General features: G+C 63.7%; 13 protein-coding genes. 1 reads left to right on the top strand and 12 read right to left on the bottom strand.

The features are described 5' to 3' along the window. Positions 1–47: 47 nt before the first annotated feature. On the bottom strand, positions 48–2,339 hold the full coding sequence (bglX, locus tag PMI40_RS19920) for a beta-glucosidase BglX (RefSeq protein WP_008119077.1): 2,292 nt from the start codon (positions 2,337–2,339) through the stop codon (positions 48–50). 302 nt (positions 2,340–2,641) lie between these two features. Between bglX and PMI40_RS19925 the strand changes: the two genes are divergently transcribed. Beyond that, positions 2,642–4,219, top strand: coding sequence for a glucan biosynthesis protein G (locus PMI40_RS19925; RefSeq protein WP_008119079.1), 1,578 nt, complete (start codon positions 2,642–2,644; stop codon positions 4,217–4,219). A gap of 35 nt (positions 4,220–4,254) precedes the next feature. Here the strand turns inward: PMI40_RS19925 and PMI40_RS19930 are convergent, their stop codons facing one another. The 11 genes from PMI40_RS19930 to mnmG all read right to left on the bottom strand — a co-directional run bounded on the left by PMI40_RS19930 (position 4,255) and on the right by mnmG (position 17,213). Then, on the bottom strand, positions 4,255–5,184 hold the full coding sequence (locus tag PMI40_RS19930; RefSeq protein WP_008119081.1) for a GNAT family N-acetyltransferase: 930 nt from the start codon (positions 5,182–5,184) through the stop codon (positions 4,255–4,257). Then, positions 5,181–6,476 (bottom strand): phenylacetate--CoA ligase family protein, encoded by a 1,296-nt coding sequence (locus PMI40_RS19935; protein WP_008119083.1) that lies wholly within the window; start codon positions 6,474–6,476, stop codon positions 5,181–5,183. The genes PMI40_RS19930 and PMI40_RS19935 overlap by 4 nt, the downstream gene beginning before the upstream one ends. Positions 6,477–6,524: 48 nt before the next feature. Then, positions 6,525–8,972 carry an acyl-CoA reductase gene (locus PMI40_RS19940; RefSeq protein ID WP_008119085.1) on the bottom strand — a complete coding sequence of 816 codons (2,448 nt, stop codon included), beginning with the start codon at positions 8,970–8,972 and terminating at the stop codon, positions 6,525–6,527. Positions 8,973–8,987: 15 nt separating this feature from the next. Beyond that, positions 8,988–10,112, bottom strand: coding sequence for an acyl-protein synthase (locus PMI40_RS19945; protein ID WP_008119087.1), 1,125 nt, complete (start codon positions 10,110–10,112; stop codon positions 8,988–8,990). Continuing rightward, positions 10,109–11,359, bottom strand: coding sequence for an MFS transporter (locus PMI40_RS19950; RefSeq protein ID WP_008119089.1), 1,251 nt, complete (start codon positions 11,357–11,359; stop codon positions 10,109–10,111). Before PMI40_RS19950 ends, PMI40_RS19945 begins: the two co-directional genes overlap by 4 nt. Positions 11,360–11,661: 302 nt before the next feature. Then, the gene (locus PMI40_RS19955; protein ID WP_008119091.1) at positions 11,662–12,570 is read right to left on the bottom strand and encodes a ParB/RepB/Spo0J family partition protein; all 909 of its coding nucleotides are present in this window, start codon (positions 12,568–12,570) and stop codon (positions 11,662–11,664) included. A gap of 57 nt (positions 12,571–12,627) precedes the next feature. Further along, positions 12,628–13,398, bottom strand: a complete 771-nt coding sequence (locus PMI40_RS19960; RefSeq protein ID WP_008119093.1) for a ParA family protein — start codon at positions 13,396–13,398, stop codon at positions 12,628–12,630. Between the two features lie 10 nt (positions 13,399–13,408). After that, positions 13,409–14,032: a leucine efflux protein LeuE gene (gene leuE / locus PMI40_RS19965; protein ID WP_008119094.1), complete on the bottom strand. Its 624-nt coding sequence runs from the start codon at positions 14,030–14,032 to the stop codon at positions 13,409–13,411. A 24-nt stretch (positions 14,033–14,056) separates the two neighbouring features. Beyond that, the gene (locus PMI40_RS19970; protein WP_008119096.1) at positions 14,057–14,587 is read right to left on the bottom strand and encodes a lipocalin family protein; all 531 of its coding nucleotides are present in this window, start codon (positions 14,585–14,587) and stop codon (positions 14,057–14,059) included. 41 nt (positions 14,588–14,628) lie between these two features. Beyond that, positions 14,629–15,291, bottom strand: coding sequence for a 16S rRNA (guanine(527)-N(7))-methyltransferase RsmG (rsmG, locus tag PMI40_RS19975; RefSeq protein ID WP_008119097.1), 663 nt, complete (start codon positions 15,289–15,291; stop codon positions 14,629–14,631). Further along, positions 15,288–17,213 carry a tRNA uridine-5-carboxymethylaminomethyl(34) synthesis enzyme MnmG gene (mnmG, locus tag PMI40_RS19980; protein WP_008119100.1) on the bottom strand — a complete coding sequence of 642 codons (1,926 nt, stop codon included), beginning with the start codon at positions 17,211–17,213 and terminating at the stop codon, positions 15,288–15,290. The genes rsmG and mnmG overlap by 4 nt, the downstream gene beginning before the upstream one ends. Positions 17,214–17,263 lie beyond the last annotated feature (50 nt).

Genomic DNA, 17,263 nt, shown 5'->3' on the forward strand with positions numbered 1-17,263 from the left:
AACGAGAAAGGCGCACCTCGGTGCGCCTTTCTTTTATCCACCGCCGCTCAATCGAGCAGCGTGAAGGTGGCCGTTTTCACATCCTTCGAGTCCAGCCCCACCTGCACCTGGAATTCGCCGGGCTCGGCAACGTGTTCGAGCCTGGTGTTATAGAACTGCAAGGCCTTGGCATCGATGGTGAAGCTCACGCGCTTTTCTTCGCCCGGCTGCAAGCTGAGCTTGCGGAAATCCTTCAGTTCCTTGACCGGTCGCACCACCGAGGCGGCGACATCGCGAATATAGAGTTGCACCACCGTGGCACCGGCCCGACGACCGATGTTCTTGACCGTGACACTGGCGTCGATGCGGCCATCGGCTTTCATCGTCGGTTGCGACACCTCTACGCCGGAGACGCTGAACTCGGTGTAGCTCAGGCCATAGCCGAACGGGTACAAGGGGCCGTTGGGTTCCTCGAAGTACTGTGAGGTGTAGTTGCCGGGCTTGCCTTCGGTGAACGGGCGTCCCAGGCGCGAATGGTTGTAGTAGCTGGGGATCTGCCCCACCGAGCGCGGGAAGGTGATCGGCAGCTTGCCCGATGGATTGACCTCGCCCAGCAGGATGTCGGCAATCGCATGCCCACCCTCGATGCCGGTGTACCAGGTCTCGAGGATGGCCGATGCATTCTCGCGCGCCCAGTTGAGGTCCAGCGGGCGTCCGTTCATCAGCACCAGTACCAATGGCTTGCCGGTAGCCTTGAGTGCCTTGAGCAGGGCCATCTGGTTCTCGGGCAAGCTCAGCTGGGTGCGGCTCGACGATTCGTGCGACATGCCGCGCGACTCGCCCACGGCCGCCACCACCACATCGGCGCGACGCGCGGCGCGAACCGCCTCGTCGATCATCGCCTGCGGCGAGCGCTTGTCCTGCACTACCTCGGGATCATCCCAGTTCAGGAAATTGAGGTAGTCGACGATGTGCTTGTCCTCGGTGATGTTGGCGCCGCGCGCATACAGCAGCCTGGCGCCCTGCCCCAGCGCCGCCTGCAAACCCTGGCGCACGGTCACGGTCTGCTTGGCCACCCCGCTGCCGGACCAGCTGCCCAGCATGTCGATATGCGAATCGGCCAGCGGTCCCACCAGCGCCACCGTGCCCGACTTCTTCAACGGCAGCGTGGCGTTGCGGTTCTCCAGCAGCACCATCGACTGTTGCGCCACCGTGCGCGCCGCAGCCCGATGCAAGCGGCTCTCGGCATTGACCTCGGCCGGATCGCCATCGGCGCGACCGATACGGACATAGGGGTCATGGAACAGTCCCATGTCGTACTTGGCACCCAGGATCTCGCGCACTGCGCCATCGAGCTCGCCGGGCTGCACCTGGCCTTGCTTGAGCAGGCCTGGCAATTGCCCCAGGTATACATGGTCGGCCATGCTCATGTCGGTGCCGGCCTTGATCGCCAGCCGGGCCGCTTCGGTCTCGTCGTGTGCCACGCCGTGGTTGACCAGTTCGGTGATGGCGCCATGGTCGCTCACGGTCAGCCCCTTGAAGCCCCATTGCTTGCGCAGCAGGTCCTGCAACAGCCAGACGTTGGAGGTGGCAGGCGTGCCGTTGATCGAGTTCAGCGCCACCATCACCGCGCCGGCGCCGGCGTCGACCGCCGCCTTGTAGGGTGGCAGGTAGTCATTGAACATGCGCTGCGGATCCATGTTGACCACGTTGTAGTCGCGCCCGCCCTCGACCGCGCCATACAGCGCGAAATGCTTCACCGCCGCCATCACCCGGTTGCCGGCAATCGGGCTCTGTTCGCCCTGCAAGGCGCGTACCGACACCTCGGCGATGCGCGAGACCAGGTAAGGGTCTTCGCCGAAGCCTTCCGAGGTGCGGCCCCAGCGCGGGTCACGGCTGATATCGACCATCGGCGCGAAGGTCATGTCGATGCCGTCGGCAGCGGCTTCCTCGGCTGCCGTGCGCATGGCCGTGGCGACCACGTTGAGGTCCCACGACGAGGCCAGTCCCAGGCCGATCGGAAAGGTGGTGCGATGCCCGTGGATGACATCGTAGGCGAAGAACAGCGGGATCTTCAGGCGCGAGCGCATGGCGCCATCCTGCAGCGGGCGGTTGTCGGCGCGTGTGACCGAATTGAACGTGCCGCCCACGCGGCCGGCGGCCAGTTCATCGGCCAGCTTCCCGGCCGGCATGTCGGGACCGATGCTGACCAGGCGCAACTGGCCGATCTTTTCGTCGACCGTCATCTGTGCCAGCAGATCGTCGATGAAGGCGGCCTTGTTGCCCAGCAACTCCGGCTTGGCCTGGGCCTGGGCAAGCGGGGCGGCGGCGAAGGCGGCGCAGGCCAGTGCGCACAGCATGGCGGCATGGCGAATGCGGGGAACGCGCACAGGCGCGGGCATCCTGTTGGTAAGGTCGGTTGGCACTCAAATCCTCTCTGTTGCAAAACTTTGGCGACGGCAGCCCCTCATAGGGGAGCGCGGCCCGCAATGGCGGGTTGGGCGGTGGCGCGATCGATGCTTATGGGTGGTGCTGTTCTATGACGCATCGTCGGCAACAACGGTTCGCTATATTATTCTGTTTTGTCGGCACGGTCATGGCACGACGCGCCTGCTTGATTTCCGGCCATGCCCTGGCGGCTGGCCTTGATGACGGAGATTCGATGATTCTGAATGCATTGCGACGCCTGCCGATGGGCGGTGCACTGATGTTGTCCGCGACCCTGCTGGCCAATGCCGCCCAGGGACAATCCTTTTCGCTGGAGCAGGTCACGGCCAAGGCCCAGGCGCTGGCTGGCCAGCCTTACCGGAAACCGGCGAGCAACCTGCCGCCGGTGTTTTCCAGCATGCAGTTTGCCGACTACATGAAGATCCAGCCGCGCAGCGAGAAGTTCGAATGGCGCGACCAGAAGACGCCCTTCAAGCTGGCCTTCTACCACCAGGGCATGCAATTCAATGCGCCGGTGCAGATGCATGAACTGGTGGACGCACGGGTGCAGGAGATCGGCTACAGCACCGACCGCTTCAACTTCGGTGACCTGTCGTTCGACCGGGATGTGACTTCGCGCCTGGGCTATGCCGGTTTTCGCGTGGTCTATCCGGTCAATAGCGCCGGCAAGGAGGACGAGGTCATGAGCGTGCTCGGCGCGAGCTATTTCCGCGTTATCGGACGGGGCCAGGTGTATGGCTTGTCGGGGCGCGGACTGGCGATCGATACGGCGACCATGACGGGTGAGGAATTTCCCAACTTCACCGAATTCTGGATCCAGCGTCCGGCGCCCGGCGACAAGCAGCTGACCTTCTATGCGCTGCTCGATTCGCCGCGCGCCACCGGTGCCTACAAGTTCGTGCTGACGCCGGGACAGGATTCCCTGCTAGACGTGCAGGCGCGCGTGTTCCTGCGCGGCGAGGTGGCCCGCCTGGGCATTGCCCCCTTGACCAGCATGTTCCTGTTCGGCCCCAACCAGCAATCGTCGAAGCGCAATTTCCGCCCGGCGATCCATGACTCGAACGGCCTGCAGATCCATACCGGCAACGGCGAATGGCTATGGCGCCCGCTCAACGATCCGCAGAACGTCGAGGTCAGTTCCTTCGAGGTCACCAATCCCAGGGGCTTCGGGTTGCTGCAGCGTGGTCGCGAGTTCGCCAACTTCGAAGACCTCAAGGACCGCTACGACCTGCGCCCGAGCGCCTGGATCGAGCCGCGCGGCGATTGGGGACGCGGGGCGGTGCAACTGGTCGAGATTCCGACCGCCGACGAAACCAACGACAACATCGTGGCCTACTGGGTGCCGGCGCAGTTGCCGCCCAAGGGCGTGCCGCTGCAGTTCGACTATCGCATGCACTGGACCATGGACGAAGCATCGCTGCTCGACAAGCAAGTCGGCTGGGTGCGCAAGACCTTCCATACCGATGGCGAACTGACCCAGGCCAACCTGATCCGCCACTTCGACGGCTCCACTGCCCTGCTGGTCGACTTCACCGGGCCGGTATTGCAGCAACTGGCCGCTGGCGAAACCGTGCGCCCGCTCGTCAGCGTGAGCAACAACGGTGAAATCGTCGACAGCCAGTTGCAGCCAAACCCGGCCACCGGCGGCTGGCGCCTGGCACTGCGGGTGAAGGTCAAGAACGTGGCGCAGGCAGTCGAACTGCGCGCGGCGCTGGTCAGCGACAAGCGTACCCTGACCGAAACCTGGAGCTACCAGTTACCGCCCCGTTCGGATGTACAACGCTCCTTCTGAGGACGAAATGGCGGGCATCGGATGGCCGATTGCCGTCATGCATGCGGGCCGTGCTCGTGGGCGGCGGCGAAGATACGGCTGGCATGGTGACAGTGCAGGCGCAGCGAACGGGTCGTGAATCCGGCCTGCATCAACCAGTACCAGCCACCATCGGCGGCGGGCATGAGTCCGCAGTGGCGATATCCGGCCGACCACAACGACCTGCTCGCGGCATCCAGTGCGTGGCACACCCGCAGCCTGGCCACGCGGCAGCAATGCCGCGGCAAGCGGGCGATCTCGGCCAAGACCCGGGCATTGACCTCATTGATGGTCAGTACCACCAGCTCACCGTCACTGCGTACTTCCAGCGCTGGGCGGCCCTCGGGACCTGGCAGACCCGGCATCGACCGGCAAGTGCCCAGCGGCGCCACGATGTCCTCTATCCATGGCCATGCCGCGCGCGGCCAGACGATGTCGGGCAGGGGCCGAGGCTGCAACGGCAAGCACGTCAGGACATAGGTCTCCCGCGTGCCGATGGCATACGGCGACGGCAGGTAGTCGATCAGCAATCCGGTCGTGACGAATCCCAGCGGTGCCGCCATGCGCTGTGTCTGCGAATGTGAACTGACCAGCATGGCGACGACCATCTCCATGCCCCACTGCCGGGCATGCCCGCACAGCGCGCGCGCCAGACGGATGCCGATGCCCCGGCCGATCGCCGTCGGCGTCACCACCATCATTGCCAGTTCGGCGCACCGCGCGTGGGGCGATTCGATCACCAGCGCGGCATGGCCGACAATGACGTCCTGCTGCTCCGCCACGATCGAACGCCAGTGCCCGCTGGCATTCCTCTGCCCGATGAGCGAGGGCAGGTACACCTCGGGATAGACATAGCGCTGACCATAGACGTGCGTGAACAGATCGCTGATCTGGCCTGCATCTGCCGGCTCGAACGGCCGGATCACCAGCTTCTCCCCCTGGCTCACGCGTGCTCTCCCGGCTGGGCGCCGCGGTCACGCCGATCAACGATACGCCGCAGTTTTCCCGTGCGTGGGTCCAGCTCCAGGTCGCCCGGACTGCACCACGCGATGTCGATCACCAGTTGCCGCGCCTGGACCAGCGCGGCCACACCCGGGTGCTGCCCGATGAGTTCGGCGCGCAGGTGGTGCGCGGTATCGCTGGCGGGTGCGGCAATGCGGATGACCACATGATCGGCCCCGGCCGCGCGTGACAACAGCATTTGCCAGGGCGCGCCATGCCCCAGTGCCTGCGCAATGCACTTCTCGATGACGGCAGGGATGAGAAAGGCATAGCCGCCGACTCGCACCTGATGACTCAACGTGCTGCGTCCGGCCAGCACGAACTTGCGCGCCGCGCCCGGTGGCTCGCACCAAGCCGCCAGGTCGCCGGTGGGACAGCGGATCAACGGCGTCAGGCGCCGGCTCAAACTGGTCGCGACCAGCAAGCCGCCACGCCCGGTGGCCTCGATCGGCAAGCCCGTGGCTTCATCGATGATCTCCAGCAGGGTCTCGCCGTCGAAGCAGCGATGCTCGCCGGGACCGCAGTCGGGATGACTGGCACCCAGCACGCCCAGGTCGACACTGGCATAACCAATCGAATGGCAGGCGGCATTGGGAAAGACCTGGGACAACAGCGGCAGGCTGTCGGCAAACAGGCTGTCGCCGCCGTACAGGATGACGCGCACGGCCGGCAATGTCATGCCCTGCCGTTGCAGGTAGGAGGCCAGCGTCAGCAGATGCGTCGGCACCCCTGCCAGCACATTGACCGCGTACAGGCGCAACCCCTGCGCCAGCGTATCGAGCTCGGCGTGCCCGGCAAAGGGATATTCACTGATGGCAAACGGCACGTAGGCCAGCGCGGCGTGGATGAAGAGATGACTGGCGTACAGGTTGCCGGAGAAGAACAGGTTGGCGACCCGGTCTCCGGGCGCCAGGCGGGTGCCGATGGCGGCCCCGTAGCGGGCGCATATCCTCTGCCATTCGGGGCGCGAGCAGATCGACAGCTTGCCCTGGCCGGTACTGCCGCCGCTGCGAAAGACATAGGCGTCGTCGAGCGGCGCGGTCAACGCATGCCAGTCGGCAGGATCGCCCTCGATGTGCCAGAAGCTGGACGTGTCGAGCAACGGCAGGCTGCTCAGCTCGCACACATCTTCGGCAAGGTGCGCGAGGGTGCGTGCGTAGTAGCGGGAATGGCGACGAGCGTGGGCAAGCATCTCCCGCAAGGTGTCGCGGTCGTTCGAACATTGGATGGGGTACATGATCGGCTCCGGATGGATGATGGGGTCGACGGTGCGATGGTGGCGTGCCTAGCGTTTCAGGCGCCGGTCGGTAACGAGGGTCGCCTTGCCGCTGTGCCCGTGGCTTTCGAATTGCGCCTGGTCGCGGTAATGGACCTCGACCAATCCCAGTCCATTGGCCAGGATCTCGGCCAGGGTTTCCACCTCGCACAATCGCGCCCGCGCCACCGCAGGATCGCCGTCGACGTAGGCGGTCAGGCGATCGACCCCTTGGTGGATATCGAGCTCGAATTGCGCCGGCATGGCCAGGCGCTGCAACATCTTCCCGGTATCGACCAATTCGCTCGCCATGCGCAGCAAGTGGCCATGCCGTCCCAACAGCTGGAAGCGCTTGCTGGACAGGCCGCAGCCACAGGTGCCCGGCATCCAGCGCCCCAGGTCACCGATGTCGTAGCGCACGAGGTCCTGGGCCTGCCTGGCCAGCGAGGTGAACAACAAGCGACCGACGGCGCCGGCGGCCACCGGACGATCATCGTCCTGGCACACGATCTCCAGCTGCTGCACATCATCGAGCAGATGGAATACGCCGTCGTCGCCATGGGAGCAGGCATGTCCCAGCGGACCTGCGTCGTTGGAGCCATAGATCGCCGAGCGGATCGACGTGATGCCGAAGCTGGCCAGGAAATCCCGCTGGGCATCGGTGACGTGCTCCCCGCCCAGGAATACCTTGCGCACGCCCCCGTAGTCGCGCAACCGGGCCTCTGCCCGGCGATACAGCTGATAGATCGTCGAAGGCAAGCCGATCAGCGTATTGACCTGCTGGCCGGCGATGACTTCGGCCACCATTTGATCCTGGTCCTTACCCGGGCTGGCCATCGGGAAATGCACCGCATCGAGCTTGTCGAGCATCACGAAACTGCTCAACAGCCCGCCGTAGAGGTTGCCGGCGTACAGCAGGTTGAGGACACGATCGGTATGCGGATCGAAACCGGCCGCATACAGGCCATCGGCTGCAGCCCGCATCTGCCGGTGATAGTCGCGGTAGCTGTATGCCGACAGCTGCGGCACGCCGGTGCTGCCGCCGCTGCGGAAGAACAGGCGCGCGCTGGCGTTAAAGGTGGCATTGCCGAATTGCTCCTTGCTCAGCACCGGCGTATCGATCGCCGCCGGCGATTGGTACGGTGCTTCGCTCTCGAGCGTGGCCCTGCGCTCGACCAGCTCCTGCGGCAGGCTGACGCTGACGCGCCTGGCCAGGCGTGTGAGGCTACGTTCATTGTCGTGCGGCTCGCCGACGTACGACTGGTGCAGTTGCCCCGGGGGCGTGATACGTCCGATCCCGGCCGTCAACAGCAACTGGCTGAGCGAGGCCACTTCCGACGGCGCGCAGGCCAACCCGCAGGTCTGCAAGTAGCCGCGCCATGCCAGCAATGCCTGGCACAGCCGATCGCGCGGCATGGGGCGCAGCAGCAAGGTGCGCGACAAGGGCGACGCGGCCAGCGCACTGGTATGTTCCCAGATCACACGCCATCCTGCGCCGGCCCATACCTGCCCCTGGACATTCTCGAACGCGCAACGCATACGCGATACTTCGATGGTACGGGTGATCTCGGCGGCCTGGCCCCGGTCCGTCGATGGTGATGGCCAATGCGGCAAGCGCCGTTCGAAGGCTTGCGCCAGTCGTTGTCCGCAGCGCTGCAGCCAGGTCGGATCATCGCTGTCGACCAACACCAGTTGCGGGCTCGAGCATGCGCCCTGATCGTAGCGGCAGACTTCGTCGACGATGGCATCGAACAGCATGGCCGATGTCGCCGACGACGCGGTCGTATCGTCCACGTCGGCGACGACTGCCGCGGGGGTGAGATAGACCAGGCTGATCTTGTGTCCCCATGGAATCCAGCGGCATCCCGGCCGCAGCTGTCGGCGCAGCGTGTCCAGTGCCGCGTCGCCACCCCACGCCGAGACGCCATCCACATGGGGCAGCAACGATAGCGTATCGGTGCTGTCGAGTGGCCACACCACGATGTAATCACGCAGCAGGCCACTGGGATCGCAGGCGGCAAACCGATCCAGCAACGCTGCGCTGAGCCGGTCGCTGCTGCTGGGACGCACCCAATTGACATTGCCTGCCAGCAGGCTCTCCAGCGTGGCCAGGAAAGGCAGCAGCGGCGCATTCGATGGCATCACGTGCAGCACGCACCCCAGCGGTCGCCAGGCTTCGAATTGCGCTTGGCGATAGTCGATGCGCCGCAGCCGGTGCGCGTCATCGCCCAGTTCGCGCTCCAGCTTCAACTGCAGCACGTCGGTGCTGCAATAGGAAAGCAATTCATCGCGTTGCGCCGGTGACAGCAGTTGCCCTGCCTCACCCTGCTCGAGCCACTGTGCAAAGCGCGCCACGCAATCGAGCAGCAGGCGATTCGGCAAGGGGTGCGCCAGGGTGGACGGCAAGCGGCGCACCGCATCATCGATGGCGTCAGCGAGGGCGGCACCTGACAGGGCAAATGCATTCTCCGGTTTCATTGGCTTGTCCATGGTCTATTTGATGAGTTCCGAAGCCGCGATGGCGCAATTGCGATGCTTGCCCGGTGCGGCGCGACCCAGCACCTGGAAGCTGGCGGTGGGAATCGCGCAAGTACACTGGCCAGGCGGCAGCAGCACCGCAAGGTCCCCCAGCACCATGCTGTGCGCCGGACTCGACCTGATATAGGGGGACATCAGGTGAAGCAGTCCCGGTTCACCGTAGTCCAGCAGGCGCATATCGGCCACGTCGCGCACCACGGCGCGGGCGTAGCTGGGAACGTGAAAGCGATGCTGCGCACATTCGATGTAGGGCACGCCGTGTTCGACAGCCCCATATCCATCGCGGCAACGCTCGCCGGCGATGCCGAGCTGGTCTTGTATCCGGCGTCGGAATACCTGCTTGTCGATTTCGAGCGCCGCATGCGTTTTCCAACCGCCGCCGGTGAGCACGAGCGATTCCGCATGCAGCTTCAATGGCGCCGCGCCAACGACACGCATGCGCTCCAGTACGAACCACAGGAAAGCAGGGAAACCGAAGATCCGTACCGGCAATCCTTCTTCGGCAAATTCGTGCAGTGCGCGGATGACACCGTGTATATCGAACTCGTGCCCCATCTGGCCGTTGGAACGCAACGCATGCACCACGCGCGCGGCGGGGGCATAGGTACACAGGAACTCATCGGTGCGGGCGCTGCCGCTGGCTTGCATGGCGGCATTGGCCTCATACGCGAACAGCAGGTAATTGCAGCGTTGTTGCGGCCTATCCCAACCGTAATGCGCAAAAATCCGGTTGGACATGTGCATCAATGCCTGCAGTGCATCGGTGTCGTAGTGCATGTGGCTTTTCTGGCCGCTGGTGCCGGAAGAGTGCAGCTCGGTCGTCTGCAGGACTTCGCGGCTGCGCGGCAGGTACTGCTTGAAGTAGGCGGCATACAGCGGCGGCAGGCGATGCCAGTCATCGCCCAATGCCTGCACGTCGACACCGCTGGCCGCCACCCACGATGCGTAGCCCGGTGTCTGGAGCAGGTGGTATTGGGTCAGTTCATGCATCGCGGCATTGAACCAGGGCTGGCTTTCCTGCTCCGGCAGATAGGCTTGGGTCAGCGCGCACAAGGCGGCGACATGCGGTAACGGTTTCATGCTGGCTCCCTTGACCTGGCGCTGCCGGTGGCGTGCACGGCGCGCAGTCCGATCAGTGCCAGGCCGACCGCCAGCGCCATGACGATCCCGAAACGTTGCGGTGACATGGCGGCGTCGGCCACATTGGCCAGCATCACACCTGCACTCATCAGCGCCACCGTGATCGTGCCCATCATTGCCGCACTGGCGCCGAAGCCGGCATCGCCCGCGACGAACGCCATTCGGTACAACGTGGAATTGACAATGCCCACTCCGAAGGCATAGATCGACATGCCGCACACCAGCCACAGCAGCGGATCGGCAGGCACCGACGCGGCAGCCAGCATGACCAGCGCGCCCAAGGCCAGGCCAGGGGTGCCCATGCGCAGCAGGCCCAGGGTGTCACGCCGGGCGGCGGCGCGCGCAAGCACCAGGTTGCCGACGATCAGGGCGCCGAATACCGGGACCTGCATGACGCCGTAGCCGAATCCATCCATGCCCTGGGCAAGCATCAGCAATTGGGGCGACAGCGCTATCCATCCGATCAATGGGGTGGCGGTCAGGCCGATGGCGAGGCAACAGGCAAGAAAATGCCGGTTGCGCAAGATGCATCGATAACTGGAGATCATTGCCGTCAGGCTCAGGGCGCGGCGTGGCACCGTGCTACCGTCGGTCCGTTCGATACCCACGGTCTCGGGCATGTAACGCAACAGCCCCAGCGTCACTACGGCGGCCACGACGGCCTGCGACATGAATAGCGCACGCCAGCCGATGAACTCGAGCAAGGCGACCCCCGCCAGCGGCGCCAGCAACGGCGAGAGCAAACCGATATTGGCCAGCAATGCCGTGATGCGCAACGCCCCGGCCTGGTTGAACGCTTCCTGCAATGCCGGGTAACCGACTGCGATGACAAATGCCAGGCTGCATCCCTGCAGCGTGCGCAAGACCTGGAACACCGCGATGTCCTGTGCCAGCGAAAGCATGAAACTGGTGGTGGCGAACATCAGGCATCCGAACAGCATCGGCGGGCGCCGTCCGATGCGATCCGAGATCGGGCCGACCAGCCATTGCAGCGCCACCCCGCCCAGCAGGTATAGCGCCAGGGTCAACGGTACGTGCAACGGGTCGGCCCCTAGCTCGTCGCTCACCTGGAGCATGGCCGGCATGACCAGGTCGGAGCCGGTATAGGCGAGTAACTCGAACAGGGCGACCAGCAGACAGAAGGCCACGCAACGTAGCGGTGTCAGCGGCAGTAGGCAAGCAGGCATGAGTGGTCCGAAAAAAGATGCCGCATCGGGATCGGCATGCTTTTAACGGTACCGCGATTATCGCTACCCAAAAAAATGACAAGAGTCATTTATAAGTTTTCTGGCCGGCGTTCATCTCGGGCCTGACATTAATCTGCGATGTCCTGTCGTCGTGATGCGAGTTAATTCTTTGGATGCCGGGTCGAAGAACTTCGGGCGGCGTCGACCACGCTTGCGGGGTACGCAAGCGGTCGATTCGGGGATGCGCTGGCCAGGCGCGACGTCAAATGAAAAACAGGACCGGCGATGCGGTCCTGTCGGTGTCAGTGCTGTCCGGCCGTGTCGCCGCGCAATCGCGTAATGATGGCGTCGAGCGTATCGAGGTCGTTGAAGTCGATGATCAATTGACCGCGATTCTTGGCGCCGGTCTTGATGTTGACCTGGGTCGCCAGCAAGTCCGACAGCTCTTCTTCGAGGCGGGCGATATCGCGTGATTTCTCGCGCGCGTCGCGCGGCTTGGCGGCCTGCTCGGCCGACGAGCGGGTAACCAGTTTCTCGGCATCGCGCACCGACATGCGCTTGGCCACCACCTGGTTGGCCAGCTGGATCTGGGTCGCCGCATCCACCGCCAGCAAGGCACGTGCGTGCCCCATGTCGATATCGCCGGCCATCAGCATGGTCTGCACCGGCTTGGCCAGGTTCAACAGGCGCAGCAGGTTCGACACCGCGCTGCGCGAGCGGCCAACCGCCAGCGCCGCCTGCTCGTGGGTGAAGGCGAAATCGGTGATGAGGCGATGGATACCCTGCGCTTCTTCGAGCGGGTTCAGGTCTTCGCGCTGCATGTTCTCCACCAGCGCCATGGCGGCGGTGGTCTGGTCGTCGACATTGCGCACCAGCACCGGCACTTCGGTCAGGCCGGCCAGCTTGGCGGCACGAAAACGGCGCTCGCCGGCAATGATCTCGTAGATGTCGCGGCCGTTCTTGTTGCCGATGGCGCGAATCAGGATCGGCTGCAGCAGGCCCTGCTCCTTGATCGACGAGGCCAGCTCGTTGAGCGCACCTTCGTCCATGCGGCTGCGTGGCTGGTACTTGCCCGCCTGCAGCTCGGTCACTGGCATCACGGTCGGCAAGCCCGGCGCAGACGGCTGTTGCGCTTCTTCGGTGATGTCGGAAGAGCCGCCCAGCAGCGCTTCGAGGCCGCGCCCCAGTCCCTTGGATTTTTTGGTTGCCATAGATGTTGCCATTCGATACCCGATAAAAAACTGCGCGCGAACGCGAAACAAATAAACTTAGAGCGTCTTGATGCGCTCGACCATTTCGGCGCCGAAGGCGATATAGGCCTGGGCGCCCTTCGAGGAAGGATCGAAGGTCACGCCCGGCATGCCGTAGGAAGGCGCTTCGGCCAGCCTGACGTTGCGCGGGATGACGGTCTTGAAGACCTTGTCGCCGAAGTGCTGTTCGAGCTGCTCGGAGACCTGTTGCGACAGTGTCATGCGGGGGTCGAACATGACCCGCAGCAAACCGATCACCTTGAGTTCGGGATTGAGCTTGGCATGCACCTTCTTGATCGTGTTGACCAGGTCGGACAGGCCCTCGAGCGCGTAGTACTCGCACTGCATCGGGATGATCACGCCATGGGCCGAACACAGGCCGTTGAGGGTCAGCATCGACAACGCCGGCGGACAATCGATGAGGATGAAGTCGTAGTCGTCGGCCACGCTGGCAAAGGCGATCTTCAGGCGCGCCTCGCGCTGTTCGAGCGAGACCATCTCGACCTCGGCACCGGCCAGCTCGCGATTGGCCGGCAATACGTCGAAGCCGCCCGACTCGGAACGACGGCGCACGCTGGCGATATCGGACATGCCCAGCAATACTTCATAGATGGTGGCATCGAGCTCGGACTTGTTGATGCCCGCGCCCATGGTCGCGTTACCCTGCGGGTCAAGATCGGCCAACAGCACCCGTTGGTTCAACTGGGCCAGGCCCGCAGCGAGGTTGACGGCGGTGGTGGTCTTGCCGACTCCACCTTTCTGGTTTGCGACGCAAAAGATTTTAGCCATATTGTTTTGATTACTGTGTCGTCAGCCTGATGCCGAAACCGATCAGGAAAATGCCCGCCAGGCGCGAAGCCAGGGTGGCGATGGTGCGGTTGCGCGACAGGCGACGCGACAGCGCATTGCCCACCAACACCAGCATGGCGCCATACAGCGCCGTGCAGCAGCAGATCACCGTACCCATCACAACGAAGGTCAACGCCCCCTGTTGCGTGGCGGGATCCAGGAACAACGGGAAGAACGCCATGTAGAACACGATGGCCTTCGGATTGATCAACGTCACCAGCAAGCCGCGCCGGAAATCGGCCGCGTTGGAAAAGGGTACGACTGTACCACCGCCCTCGCCTCTTGCAAACAGCAGCCGCACGCCAAGATACGCGAGGTAGGCCGCGCCCATGTATTGCAGGCCGTGCAGCAGCAACGGGTTGGCATGCAACAACGCCGCCACGCCGATGGCGGCAAGGAACATCAACACGATATCGCCCAGCATCAGTCCGGCCATCGCCGCTACCCCGCCACGCACGCCGTGCCTGGCGGTACACGTGAGTACGCAGAAGGTGCCCGGACCCGGCAACGCCAGGAACAGCAGGGTGGCGGCAATCAGTTGCCAGATGTCGGTAATGCCGATGGCGTGGAACAAGTCGCTCTCCCCCGGTACGTCGTTCTAGCGCGCCTGCTGGCGCGTCTTGACCAGGCGCGAGGTATCGAAGCCTTGCTTGGTGGCGTTGTCGACGGCGTTCTCGTATTGCTCTTCGCTGACGGTAGGCGTGCGCGAGAGGATCCACAGGTAGTCGCGCGAAGGGGTGCCAACGGTCACCAGCGTGTATTGGGGGTCGAGTTCGAGGATCCAGTAGTCACCCCACACCATCGGCAGCCAGGACAGCCAGGAGGGCGCAAACCGCACCTGTAGCTTGCTGTTGTTGCTGCCCGCGACCACCCGCGCTTCGCCCTGTGCCTCATCAGTACCGGCGTTGGTCTTGCAGCGATTGATGACATCGATATTGCCGTCGGCGCGGGCGCGGTACTCGGCGCTGGTGTCGGCGATGCAGTCCTTCTGGAACCGGTTCGGAAACTTGGCGATCTCGTACCATTTGCCTGCATAGCGCTGCAGGTCGACCGACGCGACCGTCTTGACTTCCTGTGCCTGCGCCGCTCCTGCGCAAAGGGTCAACACGGTGGTCGAGATGACGGCCATGGCTGCATGGCGGAAAACACGAGGCGCAACAGAGGGTTTCATCAGGCTGATCTTTCCAAGAAAACGAGATGGCGCTCCGCGTCCAGGCCGGGTACCTGCAATGCCTGCACTGCAGTGACTGCCCAGCCGGTCGGCAAGCGTTCGATTTCCTGCTGTGGCATCACCCCCTTGAGGGCGATGAATTTGCCATCGGCGAGCAGGAGGTGGTTCGACCACTCGACGAAGTCCTTCAGTTCCGCAAAAGCGCGCGAAGTGATGACATCGTACTGTTGCTCGACAGGCAACTGTTCCACGCGAGCGTGCAACACGGTGACATTGCTCAATTGCAACTGTGCCTTCACCTGAGTCAGGAAGGCGGTTTTCTTCTGGACCGTATCGACCAGCGTGATGTGCATCGCCGGCTCGGCCTCGGCGGCCCAGATGGCCAGCACGATACCGGGCAAGCCACCGCCGGCGCCGACGTCGAGCACCCGCCGGGCGCCGGCGAACGCCGCTACGGCGGCCAGCGAATCGAGCAGGTGATGCGTCATCATCTGCGAGGGATCCCGCACGGCGGTCAGGTTATAGACCTTGTTCCACTTGCCCAGCAGGGCCTGGTAGTCCAGCAGTCGCTGGCACTGCTGTTGGCTCAGCGCCAGGCCGAGCGCTTGCGCACCCTGGCGCAGCGCCTGTGTCATTGCAGTCTGGTCGGTGGCCATCGTCATGCGGCGGCCCCGCTCGACCTGGCCTGGTTCAAGCCGCCCTTCTTCAGGTGCACCAGCAGCAACGACAACGCCGCCGGCGTGACGCCCGAGATCCGCGATGCCTGGCCCAATGTCTCGGGCTTGTGCTTGTTCAACTTCTGGCGCACTTCGATCGACAGCGCCTTGACCTCCATATAGTCCAGGTCGGCCGGCAGCTTGAGGTTTTCGTTGTGGTCCTGGCGACTGATCTCGGTTGCCTGGCGTGCGATATAGCCGGCGTACTTGACCTGGATTTCAACCTGCTCGCGCACCGGTCCGTCTTCGATGCCTGGACCTGCCAACGCCTGACCCTCGGTTCCCGTCAGGCTCATCAAGCTATCGTAGGTAACGTTCGGGCGGCGCAGCAGGTCCAGCAAATTGTATTCGCGCTCGATGGCCTTACCCAGTACCCGCTCCGCTTCAGCCGCGGCCAGGATACGGGGGTTGACCCAGGTAGTCTTGAGTCGCTCTGTTTCACGTGAAACAGCCTCGCGCTTGCGCTCGAAGGCTTCCCACTGTGCATCGCCGACACAACCCAGTTCGCGGCCGATTTCGGTGAGCCGCAGATCCGCGTTGTCTTCTCGCAATGACAGGCGATATTCGGCGCGGCTGGTAAACATACGGTATGGCTCCTGCACACCCTGGGTCACCAGGTCATCGACCAGCACCCCCAGGTACGCCTCATCGCGGCGCGGCGTCCAGGCCTCACGGCCCTGTGTCTGCAATGCGGCATTGATGCCCGCCAGCATGCCTTGCGCAGCGGCCTCTTCGTAGCCAGTGGTGCCGTTGATCTGTCCAGCGAAGAACAGACCCTGGATCTGGCGAGTTTCCAGCGATGATTTCAGGCCCCGTGGATCGAAATAGTCATATTCGATGGCATAGCCCGGGCGCAGGATATGGGCGTTCTCCAGGCCTTTCATCGAGCGCACCAGTGCCAGCTGCACATCGAATGGCAGGCTGGTGGAGATACCGTTCGGGTAGAACTCGTGGGTAGTGAGGCCCTCCGGTTCCAGGTAGATCTGGTGAGAATCCTTGCTGGCGAAGCGGTGGATCTTGTCTTCGATCGAGGGGCAGTAACGAGGCCCCACCCCTTCGATGACGCCGGTATACATCGGGCTGCGGTCGAGTCCCGCGCGGATGATGTCATGCGTCTGGCTGGTGGTATGGGTGATCCAGCAAGGCACCTGACGCGGATGCATGGCGGCATTGCCCATGACGGAGAATACCGGTACCGGATCCAGGTCACCCGGTTGTTCTTCCAGGAGACTGAGATCGATGCTGCGGCCGTCGATACGCGGCGGTGTCCCGGTCTTCAAGCGGCCCTGCGGCAGCTTCAGTTCTTTCAACCGGGCTGACAGCGATACCGCTGGCGGGTCACCGGCACGACCGCCAGCATAATTATCGAGCCCGACATGAATCTTCCCGTCGAGAAAAGTCCCCGCAGTGAGCACCACTGCCCTGCCCTGGAACTTGATTCCGGTCTGGGTAATCGCCCCTACGACACGATCACCATCGACCATCAGATCGTCCACCGCCTGCTGGAAGAGCCACAGATTGGGCTGGTTTTCGAGCCGCGAACGAATCGCCTGCTTGTACAGGATGCGGTCGGCCTGGGCTCGCGTGGCCCGTACTGCCGGTCCCTTCGACGAGTTCAGGATACGAAACTGGATGCCGGCTTCGTCGGTGGCGATCGCCATCGCACCGCCCATGGCATCGACTTCCTTGACCAGATGGCCCTTGCCGATACCGCCGATGGACGGATTGCAAGACATCTGACCCAAGGTCTCGATGTTGTGGGTCAACAGCAGGGTCTTCTGGCCCATGCGCGCAGCGGCCAGCGCTGCTTCGGTGCCGGCGTGACCGCCGCCGACGACAATAACGTCAAACTGTGTGGGATAAAGCATGATGCGCCTCGTTGAGACGGTGAGAACAGAGGCGAGATTATAAGGTCTTT

The organism is Herbaspirillum sp. YR522 (genome assembly GCF_000282575.1).
Lineage (GTDB): Bacteria > Pseudomonadota > Gammaproteobacteria > Burkholderiales > Burkholderiaceae_D > Herbaspirillum.

Bases quoted from the DNA above. Each gene is read 5' to 3' on its own strand.
- bglX (WP_008119077.1), bottom strand. From the start codon at position 2,339: ATGCTGTGCGCACTGGCCTGCGCCGCCTTCGCCGCCGCCCCGCTTGCC.
- PMI40_RS19925 (WP_008119079.1), top strand. From the start codon at position 2,642: ATGATTCTGAATGCATTGCGACGCCTGCCGATGGGCGGTGCACTGATG.
- PMI40_RS19935 (WP_008119083.1), bottom strand. From the start codon at position 6,476: ATGTACCCCATCCAATGTTCGAACGACCGCGACACCTTGCGGGAGATG.
- PMI40_RS19940 (WP_008119085.1), bottom strand. From the start codon at position 8,972: ATGAAACCGGAGAATGCATTTGCCCTGTCAGGTGCCGCCCTCGCTGAC.
- PMI40_RS19945 (WP_008119087.1), bottom strand. From the start codon at position 10,112: ATGAAACCGTTACCGCATGTCGCCGCCTTGTGCGCGCTGACCCAAGCC.
- PMI40_RS19950 (WP_008119089.1), bottom strand. From the start codon at position 11,359: ATGCCTGCTTGCCTACTGCCGCTGACACCGCTACGTTGCGTGGCCTTC.
- PMI40_RS19955 (WP_008119091.1), bottom strand. From the start codon at position 12,570: ATGGCAACCAAAAAATCCAAGGGACTGGGGCGCGGCCTCGAAGCGCTG.
- PMI40_RS19960 (WP_008119093.1), bottom strand. From the start codon at position 13,398: ATGGCTAAAATCTTTTGCGTCGCAAACCAGAAAGGTGGAGTCGGCAAG.
- PMI40_RS19970 (WP_008119096.1), bottom strand. From the start codon at position 14,587: ATGGCCGTCATCTCGACCACCGTGTTGACCCTTTGCGCAGGAGCGGCG.
- rsmG (WP_008119097.1), bottom strand. From the start codon at position 15,291: ATGACGATGGCCACCGACCAGACTGCAATGACACAGGCGCTGCGCCAG.
- mnmG (WP_008119100.1), bottom strand. From the start codon at position 17,213: ATGCTTTATCCCACACAGTTTGACGTTATTGTCGTCGGCGGCGGTCAC.